At 38.1% G+C, this 18015-nt stretch carries 15 protein-coding genes; 8 read left to right on the top strand and 7 right to left on the bottom strand.

Annotated features, from left to right (window positions below; all coding sequences use genetic code 11):
• Positions 1–9 precede the first annotated feature (9 nt).
• Positions 10–2676: a preprotein translocase subunit SecA gene (gene secA / locus AC5YGB_RS00075; protein ID WP_496137323.1), complete on the bottom strand. Its 2667-nt coding sequence runs from the start codon at positions 2674–2676 to the stop codon at positions 10–12.
• A gap of 46 nt (positions 2677–2722) precedes the next feature.
• On the opposite strand from secA, the gene AC5YGB_RS00070 reads away from it, so the two are divergent.
• The 6 genes from AC5YGB_RS00070 to AC5YGB_RS00045 all read left to right on the top strand — a co-directional run bounded on the left by AC5YGB_RS00070 (position 2723) and on the right by AC5YGB_RS00045 (position 6721).
• Complete coding sequence (locus tag AC5YGB_RS00070) at positions 2723–3028, top strand: hypothetical protein (RefSeq protein ID WP_053820817.1); 306 nt, start codon at positions 2723–2725, stop codon at positions 3026–3028.
• An 85-nt stretch (positions 3029–3113) separates the two neighbouring features.
• A complete protein-coding gene (gene petA, locus AC5YGB_RS00065) occupies positions 3114–3731 on the top strand; it encodes a ubiquinol-cytochrome c reductase iron-sulfur subunit (RefSeq protein ID WP_496137322.1) in 618 nt (205 codons plus the stop codon).
• Between the two features lie 8 nt (positions 3732–3739).
• Positions 3740–4963: a cytochrome b gene (locus AC5YGB_RS00060; RefSeq protein ID WP_020026505.1), complete on the top strand. Its 1224-nt coding sequence runs from the start codon at positions 3740–3742 to the stop codon at positions 4961–4963.
• 3 nt (positions 4964–4966) lie between these two features.
• Positions 4967–5650: a cytochrome c1 gene (locus AC5YGB_RS00055; protein ID WP_020028858.1), complete on the top strand. Its 684-nt coding sequence runs from the start codon at positions 4967–4969 to the stop codon at positions 5648–5650.
• A gap of 75 nt (positions 5651–5725) precedes the next feature.
• The gene (locus AC5YGB_RS00050; protein ID WP_053820754.1) at positions 5726–6355 is read left to right on the top strand and encodes a glutathione binding-like protein; all 630 of its coding nucleotides are present in this window, start codon (positions 5726–5728) and stop codon (positions 6353–6355) included.
• A gap of 6 nt (positions 6356–6361) precedes the next feature.
• A complete protein-coding gene (locus AC5YGB_RS00045) occupies positions 6362–6721 on the top strand; it encodes a ClpXP protease specificity-enhancing factor SspB (RefSeq protein ID WP_496137321.1) in 360 nt (119 codons plus the stop codon).
• Here the strand turns inward: AC5YGB_RS00045 and bioD are convergent.
• The gene (bioD, locus tag AC5YGB_RS00040; RefSeq protein ID WP_496137320.1) at positions 6713–7354 is read right to left on the bottom strand and encodes a dethiobiotin synthase; all 642 of its coding nucleotides are present in this window, start codon (positions 7352–7354) and stop codon (positions 6713–6715) included. The two genes, AC5YGB_RS00045 and bioD, sit on opposite strands and share 9 nt — an antisense overlap.
• A 50-nt stretch (positions 7355–7404) precedes the next feature.
• Between bioD and AC5YGB_RS00035 the strand changes: the two genes are divergently transcribed.
• Entirely contained in the window at positions 7405–8343 is a 939-nt protein-coding gene (locus AC5YGB_RS00035; RefSeq protein WP_496137319.1) for a dihydroorotate dehydrogenase, read from the top strand.
• A 9-nt stretch (positions 8344–8352) separates the two neighbouring features.
• Positions 8353–10812 (top strand): leucine--tRNA ligase, encoded by a 2460-nt coding sequence (gene leuS, locus AC5YGB_RS00030; protein ID WP_496137318.1) that lies wholly within the window; start codon positions 8353–8355, stop codon positions 10810–10812.
• An 18-nt stretch (positions 10813–10830) separates the two neighbouring features.
• Here leuS and AC5YGB_RS00025 read toward each other — a convergent pair whose 3' ends face one another.
• The 5 genes from AC5YGB_RS00025 to dnaA form a co-directional block, all read right to left on the bottom strand.
• Positions 10831–11691, bottom strand: coding sequence for a phosphoribulokinase (locus AC5YGB_RS00025; protein WP_496137317.1), 861 nt, complete (start codon positions 11689–11691; stop codon positions 10831–10833).
• Positions 11692–11802: 111 nt separating this feature from the next.
• Positions 11803–14190: a DNA topoisomerase (ATP-hydrolyzing) subunit B gene (gene gyrB, locus AC5YGB_RS00020; protein WP_496137316.1), complete on the bottom strand. Its 2388-nt coding sequence runs from the start codon at positions 14188–14190 to the stop codon at positions 11803–11805.
• A gap of 99 nt (positions 14191–14289) precedes the next feature.
• Positions 14290–15378 (bottom strand): DNA replication/repair protein RecF, encoded by a 1089-nt coding sequence (gene recF, locus AC5YGB_RS00015; protein WP_496137315.1) that lies wholly within the window; start codon positions 15376–15378, stop codon positions 14290–14292.
• A 13-nt stretch (positions 15379–15391) separates the two neighbouring features.
• Positions 15392–16495, bottom strand: coding sequence for a DNA polymerase III subunit beta (gene dnaN, locus AC5YGB_RS00010; RefSeq protein WP_496137314.1), 1104 nt, complete (start codon positions 16493–16495; stop codon positions 15392–15394).
• Positions 16496–16701: 206 nt separating this feature from the next.
• Positions 16702–18015: a chromosomal replication initiator protein DnaA gene (gene dnaA, locus AC5YGB_RS00005; RefSeq protein ID WP_496137313.1), complete on the bottom strand. Its 1314-nt coding sequence runs from the start codon at positions 18013–18015 to the stop codon at positions 16702–16704.

Genomic DNA, 18015 nt, shown 5'->3' with positions numbered 1-18015 from the left:
GAGTATCCATTACCCATGGCACTGCTTGTATTTTTTTCCAGAACCACACGGGCAAGGATCATTTCTTCCAACCTTTAAGTTTTTGATAGGTTGCTTTGATGAAACAACTCTACGTTGAGGCGCTGCTTTTCTCTGCACAGGCCTTGGGCTTTCCTCTTGCTTTTGCTCTTCAAGGATTTCTTGTTGCTTTGAGCTAACCTGCTCAAGATTAACACTACAAAGCGCCTGAACAATTTCAATATTAATGGTTTCAAGAAGCTCAGTAAACATAGAAAAAGACTCTCGTTTAAACTCCTGAATTGGGTTTTTTTGCCCTATTGCACGCAAATTAACGCTTTGTCGGAGCTGGTCCATAATAGCCAAATGCTCCTTCCAGTGATGGTCGAGGGCTCTGAGCATAACCGCCTTTTCAAAGGTTCTCATCATCTCCACTCCAAGAGCTTTTTCCTTCACTTCATGAGACGTAACAAACCCCCTTTGAATCAATTTTAGTATGTCATGAACATCCAATCCCTCTTCTACCATTCCTTTAAGAGGAACATTGGCGCCATAAGAGTTTTTTAAAATATTTTGAAGGCCCTCAATATCCCAATCCTCTTCAAGGACTTTTGGTGATATGTGTTCCACAAAAAGCTCGCTAATGACATCATCTCTGATAGCTTCGTATCGTACTTTAACATCTTCGGTTCCCATGAGCTCATCCCTTAGCTCATAAACCACCTTCCTTTGGTCATTAGCAACATCATCATATTCTAGAAGGTGTTTTCTAGCATCATAGTGCATTCCTTCGACTTTCTTCTGAGCATTGGCTATTGTCTTATTGAGCCAGCTATGTTCAAGGGCCTCTCCTTCTTTCATGCCGAGCTTCTTCATCATGCTTGCAGTTTTTTCAGAGGCAAATATCTTCATCAAATTGTCCTCTAAAGACAAGTAAAACCTTGTTGAGCCTATATCTCCTTGTCTTCCAGCGCGCCCTCTGAGCTGGTTATCGACCCTTCGCGATTCATTTCGTTCAGTTCCAACAATATGAAGACCTCCTGAATCAATAACAGCATTGTGTTTATCTCTCCAAGCACTCTGTTCAGACTCACCAGCATCTTCAGAAGGCCTGCCGCCTAAAACGATGTCAGTTCCTCGTCCAGCCATGTTAGTTGAAATTGTAACAGCGCCTGGTGCCCCGGCATTTGCAACAATTTCAGCCTCCCGCTCATGCTGTTTTGCATTAAGAACCTCATGTTTAATTTTGTGTTTAGTCAGCAAAACTGATACGCTTTCTGAGCTCTCAATGCTATTCGTGCCAACAAGAACAGGCTGCTTCCTAGCTTGACACTCCTGAATGTCTTTAACCACTGCATCAAGCTTTTCTTGCATAGTTCCATAAATTAGATCTGAATGATCAACTCTCGAAGACCTTGTGTTTGGAGGGACAACAACAACCTCTAAGCCATAAATATCTTGAAGCTCTGAAGCTTCAGTTTCTGCAGTGCCAGTCATCCCAGAAAGCTTCTCATAAAGCCTAAAATAATTTTGATAAGTGATTGAGGCTAAGGTTTGATTTTCTTTCTTAATACTTACATTTTCTTTGGCTTCTATCGCCTGATGAAGCCCCTCAGACCACCTTCTTCCTTCCATTGTTCTGCCGGTAAACTCATCAACAATCACAACATCGTCATTCTGAACAATGTAGTCTACGTTTTTTTGGAATAAAACATGCGCCCTAAGCCCAGAAATCAAATGCTGAAGTAAAATAATATTGCTTGCATCATAAAGACTAGCTCCCTCTTGCAAAGCCCCAGCCTCTATGAGCATATCTTCAGCTTTTGTGTGCCCATCGTCACTCAAAAAAACCTGTTTATGTTTTTCGTCAATCGTGTAATCGCCTGGTATTAGAATCTCAACTTCCTTGCCTTCCCCTTTTTCAGTTTGAAGTGTAAAACTAGGGATCATTTTATTAATGGCTTTGTATACCTGGGCATGATCTCCAGTCGGACCAGAGATTACTAGCGGAGTTCTTGCTTCGTCAATTAGAATTGAATCAACTTCATCAATAATTGCAAAGGAAAGCTCTTTCTGCATTTTTTGTTCTTGAGAAAAGGCCATGTTGTCTCTAAGATAATCGAAACCAAGCTCATTGTTAGTTGCATAGGTGATATCACAAGAATAGGCTTTTTGTTTTTCCTCTCCAGACATTCCTGAAACTGAGGTTCCAACAGTAAGCCCCAAAAAAGAAAAGACTTTTCCCATCCATTCGGCGTCTCTGGATGCCAAGTAGTCATTGACTGTGACGATGTGAACTCGCTTTCCAGTTATTGCGTTTAGGTAGGCTGGAAGAGTTGCAACAAGGGTCTTACCTTCACCAGTTCCCATCTCTGAAATACTGCCCTCATTAAGAACCATGCCGCCAATAAGCTGAACGTCATAGTGTCTAAGGCCTAATGTTCTCTGGCTTGCTTCTCTAACTAGTGCGAACGCTTCGGGTAAAACACTCTCTACAGACTCGTTTTCCTTAAGCCTTGCTTTGAGCTTTTCAGTCATTGATGACAAATCACTATCACTCAAAGACTTCATCTGTTCTTCTAGCGAGTTGATCTTATTGACCTGGCTATTGTACTTTTTAATTAGCCGGTCATTGTGCGACCCTAAAACCTTTGATAAAACATTATTTATAATACTCATGGAAGAACGAAACATTAGTAGACAAAACTGTGGTATTTTCTCATATATGCAAGATAAAACAAAAGAAAACCCTACAAATTTTAAAGCTGAAGGCAAACTAGGAACAATGTTCGAAAAAGCAAAGTCACACAATCGCTTTAATTCTGAATTTCAATCCCAGGTTCCCACTGAGCTAAATGGCCTCACTCTTTCTCTTGTTGATGATCAAAAGGTCTTTCTCATTGCCGAAAACGCTTCTGTTGCTTTTCGCGCCAAAAGACAAAAAAAGCTGCTTATCTCAATCATAAGAAAAATTGATGGCCTCTCTGATACAAAATCTTTAGCTGTTAGAGTTGATGAAAAAAAATACTAGATTAGTTGAATACTTTTAGCTTTTAAATATCAGTCCTTTACTTTATAATAATACGGTTTTTCACCAAATATCATTCGGAATTTTAATGTCAGAACAAACAATCGACCTAAAAAAACGACGTTTTTTAACCAAGGCTACCAGTGTAGTTGGTGCAGTTGGTGTTGGGTTTGCAGCATGGCCTTTTTTAGCAACATGGAAACCATCGGCTAAAGCTAAAGCAGCTGGGGCGCCTGTAGATGTTGATATTTCTAAATTAGAGGCTGGTCAGCTTGTTCGCGTCTTATGGCGCAAAAAACCTGTTTGGATATTTAAACGCGATGAAAAAGCTCTAGAGTCTCTTGACTCAGAGGACCTAATCAGCAAGCTTGCTGATGCTGATGGAACTGGCAACTCTAAAAGCCAACAGCCTGACTACGTTACAGCAAACTATCGCTCAATTGAAAACAAAGAAAGTGTTGCTGTTATTGTGGGCGTCTGCACACATCTCGGATGTTCTCCAACATATAGACCAGAGCCTGGGGCAGCTGATCTTGGTGGAGACAGCTGGAAAGGCGGTTTTTATTGCCCATGTCATGGCTCTAAATTTGACCTTGCTGGAAGAGTTTATGCAGGTGTGCCTGCCCCAACCAACCTAGTAATACCTCCCTATCAATACGTCACTGATTCATTGATTCGTGTTGGCGTTGACCAACAAAACACATAAGAGAAAATATGAATAATAAGCAAAGCTGGATAGACCAAAGATTTCCATTAACTAGGGTTATTAATGAGCATTTAGCAGAATACTATACGCCTAGAAACTTTAATTTCTGGTATTTCTTTGGTGGCTTAGCAGTAGTGATGCTTATAATGCAGTTAGTTACTGGGATATTCTTAACCATGCACTATAAGCCTGATGCAGAGTATGCTTTTGCCTCAGTCGAGTATATTATGAGAGACGTTGAATGGGGCTGGTTTATACGCTATATGCATTCGACAGGAGCCTCTGCTTTTTTTGTAATAATTTATCTTCATATGATGCGTGCGCTTTTATATGGCTCTTATAAGGGACCGAGGGAATTGATATGGATACTTGGCATGGTGCTGTATATTCTTTTATTAGCTGAAGCTTTCATGGGCTATGTTTTGCCTTGGGGGCAAATGTCGTTTTGGGGCGCTCAAGTAATTATTTCACTTTTTGGCTCAGTCCCGATTGTAGGACCAGATCTATTAGTTTGGATTTTGGGTGATTATGCTGTTGGTGATTCGACTTTAAATCGTTTCTTTTCATTGCATGTTGTTGTTATTCCACTTATTCTTGTTGTTCTTGTTTTTTTGCATATTGTTGCTCTTCACCACGTTGGATCAAATAATCCAGATGGAATTGAAATAAAGAAAAATAAAGACGCGGACGGTATTCCAAAAGATGGAATCCCCTTTCATCCATACTTCACAATTAAAGATAGTGTTGTTGTTGTTGGTTTTTTATGGATATTTTGTGCAGTTGTTTTTTACGCGCCAGCCCTAAATGGGTATTTTCTTGAAGCTCCGAACTTCATTGAGGCCAACCCACTTAAAACGCCTGAACATATTGCACCATTATGGTACTTAACTCCTTATTACTCTGTATTAAGAGCAATTCCTCCCCTGTTTGGCTCACAATTCCCTGGAGTATTAGCAATGTTTGCAGCGCTTGGAGTGTTTTTCCTTCTTCCTTGGCTAGATAGGAGCCCAGTTAAATCAATACGTTACAGAAGTCCTATTTATAAATGGATACTTGGGACTTTTGTTGTAAGCTTTATTGTTTTAGGCTGGCTTGGTGTTCAACCGGTTACCCCTTTATATGCTTTACTAGCTCGTATTTTTACGACCTTGTATTTTGCTTTTTTTATCTTAATGCCCTGGTTTAGCACCCTTGGAAAAACTAAAGAGGTTCCAGAAAGGGTTACTGAATAACATATGAGAATAAAATTAAAATTAATAGTTGGCTTTTCTGTTCTTCTTTTTTCAGTAAATATTTTTGCTGCTAGCAAGGTTCATTTAGATCATGCAAATACTGATATTTTTGACGAAGCCTCCTTACAAAACGGCGCAAAACTTTTTATGAATTATTGCTCAGGTTGTCATGAGATAAGCTTAATGCGTTACAATCGAATTGCTAAAGACCTAAATCTAACCGAAGAGCATGTTGCTAAAAATCTAATGTTTGCTGGAAATAAAGTAGGGCAAGCCATTACTACAGCTATGCCAGAAGATGCTGCGTCGAAATGGTTTGGAGGTGTCCCGCCAGACCTATCTTTAGTTTCAAGATCGAAAGGAACTGACTGGATTTACACTTACCTACGTAGCTTTTATGATGATGATGAGAGAATTTTTGGGGTAAACAACACAGTCTTGGTAAATGCCTCTATGCCAGATGTTTTATGGCCCCTTCGAGAGTCTCAATCTGAGTCAGAATTTGATAATAGTGTTCGTGACATAACAAACTTTTTAGACTATGTTGGCGAGCCAGCGAAACTAATAAGACTTCAGCTTGGCAAATGGGTTCTATTGTTTTTAAGCATTCTATTTGTTCTAGTCTATCTTCTCAAAAAAGAATACTGGAAAGATGTCAAATATGGCATTTGGAGACCTCGCGACTGATTTCTGATACAATCATTTATATACATCCTTTGTCCTTAAAACGGCAAGGGACTTTTTTTTAATTCGGTAAAAACTATGCTAACAAAACCTAATCCGGCTTCAACAACTCTTTATTCTGCCTCACAAGAACTAGAATCTCATGCTGTCAGATTTATTATGGCTCACAAGTCGATAGAAAGACAAGTCATAGAGTTAAAATTTGATGAAATGCCAGAAGAAGTTCTTGAACTTAACCCTTGTGAGACCCTTCCCACTCTTTTTGATAGGGGGATGGTTTTGTATGATCTTTCAGTTATTATGGAATACCTTGATGAGCGCTTTCCTTTTCCGCCACTTTTGCCAGTAGATCCAATTGAAAAAGCCGAAAAGAGACTTTTAATCTATCGCTTTACAAGAGCAGACGGATGCTGGTATGAGCTTGTCTCAAAAATTCTCAATGGAAACAAAAAAGAAGCCGATGCTGCTAGAAAAACTCTGAATGGAAACTTATTAGAGCTTCTTCCCTTGTTTTCTCATAAGCCTTACTTTAAAAGCGAAACAATGACACTTGTTGATGTTTGTATTGCACCAATCCTTTGGAGGCTAGACCTTCTAGGAATCTCTTTAGGCGAAAAAGCAAAGCCAATCAAAGAATATGCAAACAGGCTTTTTGAAAAAGAAGGCTTTCATGATAGTTTGACTTTTGCTGAAAAGGACTTTAACTAGAGACAAATGCCAGGTGTTATTCCCTATTTAATCCGAGCATATTGCAACTGGATAGAGGATAATAATCTCACTCCATACGTCTTAGTAAGCGCCAAAAGTGAAGGTCTTTCAATTCCTGATGGGTTTGAAAACAATGGAAAAATAGTCTTAAATATTAGCGCTTCAGCAACTGCTGATCGGCTTATCAATAACGAGTCCATAAGCTTTAAAGCGCGATTTCACGGCAAGTCCCAAAAGATTATTGTTCCCTGTGAGGCTGTGATGTCTATCTATGCCAATGAGAATGGCGAGGGAATGCTTTTTGACAACAAAGGCATTAGTTCAGACAAGGGGGACAAAAAACCAAGCCTTACGATACTAGATTAGTTTTTCAACCTCTAAATAAAATAACTCAGAATTTTTAATCGAAAACTTTAGAACTGGCACGTCTGTATAAGAGCGAAGCGCTTCAAGATTTGAAAGCGTATTCTCACGAACCTCATTAAGAACGACGAAAGCTATTTTAAGTTTTTTGCTAAGAACAGCGTCGATGGTCAACAAAGCTTGGCTTATTGCTCCTAGTTCGTCCTTAACAATAATAATAACTGGCAATTCAAGCTGAACAGCAAGATCTGAATTAAGGGCTTTATCTGCAATCGGCGAATAAAACCCGCCGGCTCCTTCAACAAAAACAAAACTTTCCCCAACACCGTCATTACAAGCGTATACCAAGTCTTCAAGGCTTAGGGTTTTTCCAGCACCCAAACTAGCCTCTTCAGGGCTCGCCTCAAGTTCAAAACAATAAGGACAGACTTGACTTAAACTCTCTCCGGAAGCACAGGCATCGTTGAGCTTCACCGCATCCTTTGGAAAATAACCTTCATCTACCAACTCGCAGTCGGTTTCTACCGGCTTTCTTACAACTACTTTTCTTTTTTTTCTAAGCTGCTTTATTATTTCAACAGAAACTGTGGTTTTTCCAACCTCTGTATTGCTTCCAGTGACAAAAACTCCATTCATAGCAACATTTTAGACGAAGTTAATGACTCCCAAGTCATCATAAAAGTATAATGTCGACAATGCAAAATAATCTTAAAACAAGTTTTTGTGGGATGTCCCTTAACTCACCTATCGTTCTGCTTTCGGGGTGTGTTGGATTTGGAGAAGAGTACACAAGAATAAAAGGGTTTTCTAACTCTCATGTGGGTGCAGTTTGTTTAAAAGGCACCACTCTAGAACCCAGACTAGGAAATAAAGTTCACAGGGTCGCCGAAACTCCAAATGGGATGCTTAATGCAATTGGCCTTCAAAATCCAGGAACTAGTTCAGTCATTGCTGATATTTTGCCCACTTTAGATAAAGATGAAACTAAGTTTATTATTAATATTTCTGGCTCTAGTGTTGAAGAGTATGGTGAGGTAGCTAAGTATTTTGATGATACAGATATTGATGCAATTGAGATTAACATCTCTTGCCCCAATGTCAAAGAAGGAGGTGTAGCCTTTGGAAATGATCCTGATATGTCCTTTAGAGTTGTAGAAATATGTCGCAAAAATACAAGCAAGCCTATTATCACAAAACTTTCACCTAACCAAACTGATATTGCCTCAAATGCACTTCGGTGCATAGATGCTGGAAGTGATGGTTTGGCTGTAATAAACACAGTCATGGGTATGGCCATAGATATTGAAAAACAAAAACCCGTAATTGGAAATAATCAAGGCGGGCTTTCTGGTCCAGCAATAAAGCCAATAGCACTTCTTAAGGTTCATCAGGTCTACCAAGTCAGCAAAAACCATAATATTCCAATTATTGGGCAAGGCGGAATAGTTAATGCACAAGACGCAATCGAGTTTATTATTGCAGGAGCAGATACAATAGGAATTGGCACTGCTTTGTTTTATGACCCGCTGGTCTGTCAAGAAATTAATGCTGGAATTAGTAAGTATCTAGAAAAACATGAAATGAATAGTGTGGGCTCGCTCGTTGGAACTCTCAACTTAAATTAAAACTAAACAATGCAACAAGAATACAACGCCAAAAAAATCGAAAGAGAGGCTCAAAATTATTGGGAAAAAAATAACTCTTTTGTAGTTACAGAGGACGAAACTAAAGAGAAATATTATTGCCTATCTATGTTGCCATATCCCTCAGGAAGACTCCATATGGGACATGTAAGAAATTACAGTATTGGTGATGTTATATCAAGATACCAAAAGATGCTGGGTAAAAACGTTATGCAGCCAATTGGATGGGATGCTTTTGGGCTCCCAGCAGAGAATGCTGCTATAAAAAATGAGGTGCCACCTGCAGGATGGACTTATGAAAACATAAGCCATATGAAGCATCAATTAATCGAATTAGGTTTTGGCTATGACTGGTCGCGAGAGCTGGCAACCTGTCATCCAGAATACTATCGATGGGAACAATGGTTCTTCATTAAGTTATTTGAAAAAGGCCTAGTCTACAAAAAAAAGGCTGTTGTAAACTGGGACCCTGTTGATCAGACAGTGCTCGCTAACGAACAAGTTGTGGATGGTTGTGGATGGCGCTCGGGTGCTCCTGTTGAGAAAAAAGAGATTTCTCAGTGGTATATGAAAATAACTGATTATGCAGACGAGCTCTTGGCAGATATTCAAAAACTTGATGGCTGGCCTGATGCGGTTAAAATGATGCAAACTAACTGGATAGGTAAATCAATTGGTCTAGATATTGAGTTTAAGCTTAATAACGCAAATTCAATTACAGTCTATACAACAAGGCCGGACACGCTCTATGGCGTTACGTATCTTGCCATCGCTGCAGAGCACCCTCTGGCAATAGAATCCGGTAAAAAAGATAAACAGGTTCAAAAATTTCTTGATGAATGCAAAAAAATGGAAACTGCTGAGGCTGCAATCGAAACCATGGAAAAAAAGGGTGTTGATTCTGGACTCACGTGCGTCCACCCCCTAACTGGGGAAAAAACTCCTATCTGGATTGCAAACTTTGTTTTAATGGGCTATGGCACTGGAGCAGTTATGAGTGTTCCAGCCCATGATCAAAGAGACTATGAGTTTGCCAATAAATACAATATTCCTATTAAAGAAGTGATTGCTGACTCCAATGGCCTAGTTGATATAAGCGAAGAAGCGTTCGTTGAAAAAGGAATTCTGATCAACTCTGGTGAATTCTGTGGGCTTGACTTTGGCGCCGCATTTAAGGCAATAAGCAAAAAACTATCGAACCTAAAAATGGGTGAAGAAAAAACCAATTATCGCCTAAGAGATTGGGGAATTTCAAGACAGCGATATTGGGGTTGTCCAATACCAATAATAAACTGCCCTTCTTGTGGGGCTATTCCAGAGTCTCTTGAAAATCTTCCTGTTCGACTCCCAGAAAATGTGGCTATAGATGGAGTGGGCTCACCACTTAAAAAAATGCCTGGTTTTTATAAGACGCCTTGTCCAAAATGTGGAATAGGTTCGGAGAGGGAAACAGATACCTTTGATACTTTTTTTGAATCTTCTTGGTATTTTGCACGTTACACCTGCGTTGATCAGAAGGATGCGATATTAGATGAACGAGCCAATTATTGGCTTCCAGTAGACCAGTATATTGGAGGCATAGAGCACGCTATATTACATCTTTTATACTCACGTTTTTTTACAAAACTCCTGCGGGATGAAGGCATTGTAAAGACAAATGAGCCGTTCACCAATCTTCTCACTCAGGGGATGGTGCTTAAAGATGGGGCCAAAATGAGCAAATCAAAAGGCAATACAGTTGATCCAGAAGAAATGATTTCAAAATACGGGGCAGACACCGCACGACTCTTTATTTTATTTGCTGCTCCTCCAACTCAAGATCTTGAGTGGTCAGACACTGGCATCGAAGGCTCTCATAGGTTTATAAACAAATTTTTTCGACTTGTAAGTAGTTTTGTAGAGTCAAAAAATAGCGCTGTTGTTTCAAAAATAGACAACTCTAAGCTAACAGAAGAGCAAAAAACAATTCGTCAAAAAACCCATTTAGCCCTGCAAAAAGTAGGCGATGATTTTGGAAGAAGGCATTCTTTTAATACCGCAATTGCCGCTATGATGGAGTTAAACAATACGCTATCAAAATACAATGATGACTCACGAGAAGGGGCCTTCATAAAACGAGAGGCAATTGAGATAATGGTTAAATGCCTCAGCCCCGTTATGCCTCATGTTTGTCACCACCTTTGGTTTTTGTTGGGGGGGAAAGAAGCGGTAGTTAACTCAAGCTGGCCTATAGTTGATGATTCAGCCCTTGTTCAAGAAAATGTTCAACTAATAGCCCAGGTTAATGGAAAACTACGGGCAAAAATAGTAGTTCCATTAGACTCCGAAAATAAACTTGTAGAAGAGGTAGCGTTTTCAGATGAAAGAGTTTTAAAGTTTACTGAAGGCAAAGCATTAATCAAAGTAATTGTTGTTCCAAATCGACTAATCAACATTGTTGTAAAAGACTAAATGTCTAATGGATCGTACTTAATGCTTTAGCATTTTCTCTACTTGCTCTCTTAAAATTAGCTCCATTACAAAGCCCATCTTTCCGCCTGGAACAACTAATGTATTGGGTCGGGACATAAATGAGCCTGCTACCATATCTTGTAGGTAAACAAAGTCACAATACTTGTGGTCCTGAAACCTAACAACGACAAAACTTTCATCTTGAGTTGGTATGTCTCTTGCTATAAAAGGATTAGACGTGTCAACAGTTGGAACTCTTTGAAAATTTATATGGGTTCTTGAAAATTGGGGGGTAAGGTAGTTTATATAATCCCACATTCGTCTATGGATTGTGTCAACAGTTGCCTCTGCACTATACCCTCTTTGTTCTTTATCTCTATGAATTTTTTGAATCCACTCAAGATTCACAACAGGCACCACACCTATCAATAAATCAACATATTTAGCTACGTCGATGTTTCCATCTTTGACGCCCCCATGCAAACCCTCATAAAACAATAAATCACTATTTCTTCCAACATCTTCCCACTCCGTAAACTCACCAGCATTTTTCCCAAAAGGAACTCCCTCTTCATCAGAATGAATATAGTAGCGTCGATCACAATGACCTTTTTCACCATACTGTTTAAATGTTTTTTCAATCAGATCAAAATGATTTGCTTCAGGACCAAAATGACTAAAGTACTTATTTCCTTTTTTATCTTCAAGCTCCATTGCAGTCTTCATCTGTTTGCGGTCAAACTTATGAAAACTATCGCCCTCAATAATAACTGGCTTAGCGCCAACCCTTCCAAATATATGATTGAATGCATTTTTTACAGTCGACGTTCCAGCTCCGGAGGAGCCAGTTATAGCGATAACAGGATGTTCTTTTGACATAACCCTACCATTTGTAAGTAATTAAAGTAATTATCTTACAAATGCGGTCTGTAGGTTAGTAAATAAATTCGTAACTCGAATTAATTCAATTCAAGTTATTAGTTTACTAAATTAGAAGTCGAGGTTGTCTACCTTTAGTGCATTTTCTTCAATAAAGTTTCTTCTTGGCTCAACCTCGTCGCCCATAAGCGTTGTAAATACATCGTTTGAAGCAATTGCATCTTCGATTTTAACTTTAAGCATCACTCTAGACTCAGGATTCATTGTAGTATCCCACAACTGATCAGGGTTCATTTCCCCAAGCCCCTTATATCTCTGAAAGCCCTGTCCTTTTCTTGCTTCAACTAAAAGGAAGTTGAGGGCGGTAGTAAAGTCTGGTGTTTTTACCTCTTTTGCGCCTTTCTGAACAAATGTTTCGTCAGTAAACATACTTTCAACCTGGCTTGAGTACTTTTCTATACTTTTATATTCTCTTGATTCAAAAAAACCTACATCAAGGACAGATTTACTTGTTTCAACACCATATGTTTTCATCAAATAAATCACGCTATTGTTTGAAAAGCTTAGATCGTGACTCTCAGACATGGAGCTACTATTATTCATTTTTTGTTGAAGAGACTCACACCATTCTTTAGCTTTCTTTGGATCATTTAGGTCCATCTTTGGCATTCCTAGAATCGCCCTTAACAAAGGCTCATTGTATTTTTTACCAAGTTTTACAATAATCCCAATAGAATCATAGTAGCTTGATACAATTTTTTCAAGTGCAACACCTTGAATTGCTGGAGTATCGCTATTAACAAAAAGACTAGCATCATGGATAGCTTCTTGTTGCAAATACTCATCAAGCTCTGCATCATCTTTTAGGTATCGCTCTTGTTTTCCTTTTTTGATTTTATATAAAGGTGGTTGTGCAATATAAAGATAACCATTTTCAATAAGCTCTGGAAAGTGTCTATAAAAGAAAGTTAATAGAAGGGTTCTAATGTGGGCGCCGTCTACATCCGCATCCGTCATAATCACAATCTTGTGGTATCTGAGTTTTTCAATATCATATTCTTCTTTGCCAATTCCACAACCCAAAGCAGTAATTAAAGTACCAACTTCTTGGGAGGAAAGGATTTTTTCAAATCTAGCTTTCTCTACATTTAATATCTTTCCCTTAAGAGGAAGAATTGCCTGAGTTCTTCTATCTCTTCCTTGCTTAGCAGAGCCTCCCGCTGAGTCCCCCTCAACAAGGAAAATTTCAGATTCAGCAGGGTCTTTTGTTTGACAATCGCTCAACTTTCCAGGAAGGCCTGCGATATCTAAAGCACCTTTTCTGCGAGTCATTTCTCGGGCCTTTCTGGCTGCGTCGCGCGCCCTTGAGGCCTCGAAAATTTTACTTATTATGATTTTTGCTTCTGCGGGGTTTTCAAGAAGGTATTCTCCAAGCTTTTCATTTACAGAAGACTCAACAGGCGCCCTAACCTCTGAAGAAACAAGCTTATCTTTGGTTTGGGAAGAGAATTTTGGGTCAGGAACCTTAATGGAAAGTATCGCTGTTAACCCCTCCCTGGTATCTTCTCCAGTAATAGCTGCTTTTTCTTTTTTAGCTAGTCCTGAAGCATCGATAAAATTATTAAGTGTTCTAGTGAGAGCGGCTCTAAGGCCTGCAAGATGGGCTCCTCCATCTCTTTGCGGTATGTTGTTTGTAAAACAATAAACGCTCTCTTGATAAGAATCGCTCCACTGAAGCGCAACATCAACTGAGATGTCGTCTTTTTCTGTAGCGATGGAAATAATATCACTGTGTATAGGGTTCTTCGATTTGTTTAAATGCTCAACAAAGGCTGTAATTCCGCCCTCATAAACAAAAACATCTTTTTTATCAGACCTTTCGTCATTGATCTCAATGTGTACGCCTGAGTTTAAAAATGAAAGCTCTCTTAATCTATTCGAAAGTGTTTCAAACTTATAAACGGTTTCTGCAAAGATTTCTGCACTCGGCTTAAAATGAATTGTGGTTCCAGTTTTATCTGTTTTTCCTGTTGCCTTTACTGGCTCTTTAGGAACGCCCAACACATAGTCTTGCTCATAAATATCACCGCCTCTGTAAATAGTCAAATGAAGTGACTCAGACAAAGCATTTACTACTGAAACACCAACCCCATGAAGTCCTCCAGAAACCTTATAGGAGTTATCATCGAACTTACCGCCCGCATGCAGGACTGTCATAATAACTTCAGCGGCAGATATTTGTTCTTCAGGGTGAATGTCTACAGGAATGCCTCTTCCATCATCAGTAACTGATATGGAGTTATCGTCGTGGATTACAACTTCAATTTTGGAGCAATGGCCGGCTAAAGCTTCATCAATTGAGTTATCGACAACTTCGAAAACCATGTGGTGTAAACCTGTACCATCATCGGTATCACCAATATACATTCCAGGGCGCTTCCTAACAGCGTCCAAACCCTTTAAAACTTTAATATTGGAGGCTTGGTATTCTTCGGTCATAACTGCCCCTTTAAAAATAAATTTATTATACCACGGCTGCGGTGTTTAGCGCCATTTCATCTGTATTTTTTAAGTCTAATTATGTAAAAAACAAGATCGTTATAAAACCTTTAGAACGCCTTTTTTAATTTCAAAAATGGTTGTCTTTTTAGGATCTAAAGGTAGATCAATGTTGCCAATATCTGAAATAAAAATTTGAATATTAATTTCAGTTAAATAATCAATAATAGACTTAATTTTGCTCTGGTCAAGCTCTGATGAAACATCATCAATTAATACAATGGGTTTTGTTTTGTTTTGAACAAGAATCAAAACTTGAAGCATCCAAAAAACAATTGACATTTTTTTCTGCTCACCTCTTGAAAGAAAGCTTTCGTTTCTTTTGTTTAAGAGATATTCAATGTTCGCTCTATGGGGTCCACAACTCAAGTATTTGGTTTTTAAAAAATTTGTTTTATTTTTTAAAAGATACTCTAATATTTTTACCTGACTAAGGGGGTCGACCTCTTTTGGCCAGCCTGTTTGAATGTGAAAAGTAAAATCATCATTAGTTTTGATTAAACTATTGAGTCTTCCCTTGGATTGTTCGTTAAGGAGAGTTTTTAACTGCTCCACATAGTCCATACGGCCCTTTGTAATGTTCACAGAAAGACTTGCAAACTGTTTAAACCATTCGTCAAGCTCTCCTGTGTTCCCACTTGTGAGCAGTGTATTAATGTTTTTAAGGGTTTTTTTATAAGTTTTATATGCTGTAAGTGTTTCGTTACTTTTATTATGAAAAACCCCCCAATCAAGATAAGATCTTTTTAATTTCGGTGATCCCCCTACAACAAACCCACGATCTGGTGAGATAATTTGGATCGGAAGAATTTGGCTTAAAAGACTATTACTAGAGATTTTTTCTTTGTCAATTAAAATCTGGCTTTTATCGCGAGATTTTTTAATGTTAACTTTTTGTTTATCTACAAGGGCGGTTATTTTTATTTGTTGCTCGTCAAATGGAATGATGTCTTTTAGGTTTTTAGTCTTAAACGACCTGCTGTGTCCTAAGTAATATATTGACTCAATGAAGTTTGTTTTGCCTTGGCCATTTTGACCAATTATTAAATTGATGTTATTGTTGGGCAGCAGGTATTGATCTGTCAAATTCCTAAACTTTAAAACATGCAGTTTTTCAATAATTGCCATTAAAGCACAACAATTATATTCTCATTGGCATAATAATATATTGATAACTTTCGTCACCGATAGCACTTAATAAACACGATTTATTTTCACCTCCCGGTATAACCATGTTCACCTCTTTAGAGGTAAGTTTTTCAAGAACTGAAATTAAGTAATGAATATTAAAAGCAATTTCTAGTTCTTTTTCTTGCTTCGTTACCTCAATTTGGGTTTCAGCCCTACCTCTCTCTGAGTGAGAAAAAATACTGAGCTTGTCTTCTCTAAAAACAAGCTTGACACCTTTAGTTCTTTCATCTACAAATATTGAAGCTTGCTGCAAGCTAGATAAAAAGTTTTCGCGATCAATAACAATAGTGTTACTAAAATCAGTTGGCATTACTTGTTTATAGTTTGGAAAATTACCATCAATCAAACGGCTAATAATTTTAGTACTAGAGTCAATCAATGAAAAATAATTATCAGACAGGTGTATTTCAGCAATGCTTTGTGTGCTTTTATTCAGTAGTTTAGTTAGTTCTAGTACGGCTTTTCTAGGAAGAATCACTGTCTTTTTTTCTTCTAAACTACTTTCTTGATTGACTTCGCCGATTGAGAGTCTGTGCCCATCTGTTGCAACCACTGTTAATGAGTCCTTGTTTAGTTCAAAAAAGAGACCGTTTAGATATGCCCTAATATCCTGGTTCCCCATTGAAAAACTGGTGTTTTCAATTAACTCTTTGAGAGTATCTTGCTTAATTTTGACAATACTTGAATTTTGAGTCTTAGGAAGGGCGGGAAAGTCTAAGTGATTAAAAGTGTTTAGTTCAAACGTATTTTTGTTAGCATTTAGATAAACTTTGTTTTCTTCTATTTTAAATTTTATTTGGGTCTTTTCTGGGAGTTTTCTTACAATGTCAATCAAGTCTTTTGCATAAATTGTAAAGGTGGCTTCCACATCACTTTTCACTTTATTTGAAGCACTGATTTCTAGTTCCATATCAGTGGTTGTTAGTGTAAGCTTGTTGCCTTTTAATTGAATTAGTACGTGAGAGAGTATTGGTAAAGTTTGCTTTTTCTCAACTACTCCAATTACAGTTTGCAATGGCTCTATAAGTTCTTCAACGCTTAATTCGGTGTTCATAAGTTGCCTTTCTTATTAAATTAATTATTGTTATTATTAGCTGATCTATTATTTGTTAATTACTTTCTTTTTTTGAAAAAAATCAATAGTTTGTGTTGTGATTATGTTGTTAATAACTGTGTTGTTTATTATTAAAGATGTTAATTAGTTTTCTAATTATAAGATGTTTTGTTATTTACTAACAACCCAAGTAATAATTAATTTGTTTATAAGTTAGTAATTTTGATTTTTATGTTTTCAATGTCGTTCTTGATTTCTTCATTTGTCGAAATAAGGCTTTTTAGTTTTTCACAAGAATAAAGCACTGTAGAGTGGTCCCTATTTCCAAAGTTTTGACCTATTTTAGCTAATGACAATGATGTCAACTCATGGCAGAGGTAGATAGCCATCTGTCTTGCTTTAACCAAATGTTGTTTGCGAGAGTTTGAAATTAAATCGGAGACTGTAATGCCGTAATACTTACTTACGGTCTTCTGAACTTCATTAACCTCAATGAAAAGTTTTTTTGGTTTTATAAGGTCGCCTAGTGCTCCCTCTACTACGTCTTTGGTAATCAGCGAGTGATCAATTTGAGAGAAGTCGACAAAAGCCTTTAGTTTTAGTAATGCGCCCTCAAGGTCCCTAACGTTTGACATGACGTGGCTTGCAATAAATAAGGCAACATCTTCTGAAAGGTTAAGAGAAATTTGTGGATTTTGAGATTTCTTAAGGAGAATGGCAGCCCTCATTTCAAGCTCTGGAGGAGAAAGTTGTAAATTAAGACCTTGTGAGAATCTTGTTTTTAATCTGTTTTCAAGGTCTTTAATGTTCTTTGGGGGTTGGTCACATGTAAATATAATTTGCTTTTTGGTGCTAAACAAAAAATTAAAAATATGAAAAAACTCTTCTTGAGATTTATCTTTCCCAGCAATTAAGTGAATATCGTCAACTAACAAAAGGTCAGCTGACTGATAGAAAAGCTTCACATTTTCTATTGTATTGTGTCGAAGGCTGGTTGTTATGTTGCGAACAAAATCCATAAGAGGGACATAGATAACTTTTGAGTTTGGATTTTTTTTAAGAGCAAGGTGCCCAGCTGCCTGCATTAAATGCGTTTTTCCAAGTCCAGATTCTCCATAGATAATAAATGGATTATATGGAGATGCTCCTATCTTTTCAGCTATCTGCCTGCTAGCAAGGGCGGCGACCTGATTTGCGCTTCCTAAAACTAAATTGTCAAATGTATATTCTGGAAACAGAGGTGTGGTGTGATGTTTGTTAGCGCTTGCTGCTTTTTTGCTAGACTCAACAACACCAAATCTTACCTTGAGTTTTCGGTCACACTCAGAAACCGCTAAGACAATTGCCGCCTCTAAGCTTTTATGATTGCTTATGTACTTCAGAGCTGACGCACTTGGCGCATTTAGATAAAGAGTTTCATTTCTTTCGGTTGCCTTAAGGGGCTTAACCCACACACTATATTCTCCCAACGGCAGAGAGTCTTTTAGGGAGTCTAAACATTTAGCCCAGGCCTGTGACAT

Source organism: Candidatus Pseudothioglobus sp. uisw_142 (assembly GCF_059512465.1).
The sequence above is the reverse complement of the archived record's forward strand: the minus strand, read 5'-3'. Positions and strand labels throughout refer to the sequence as shown.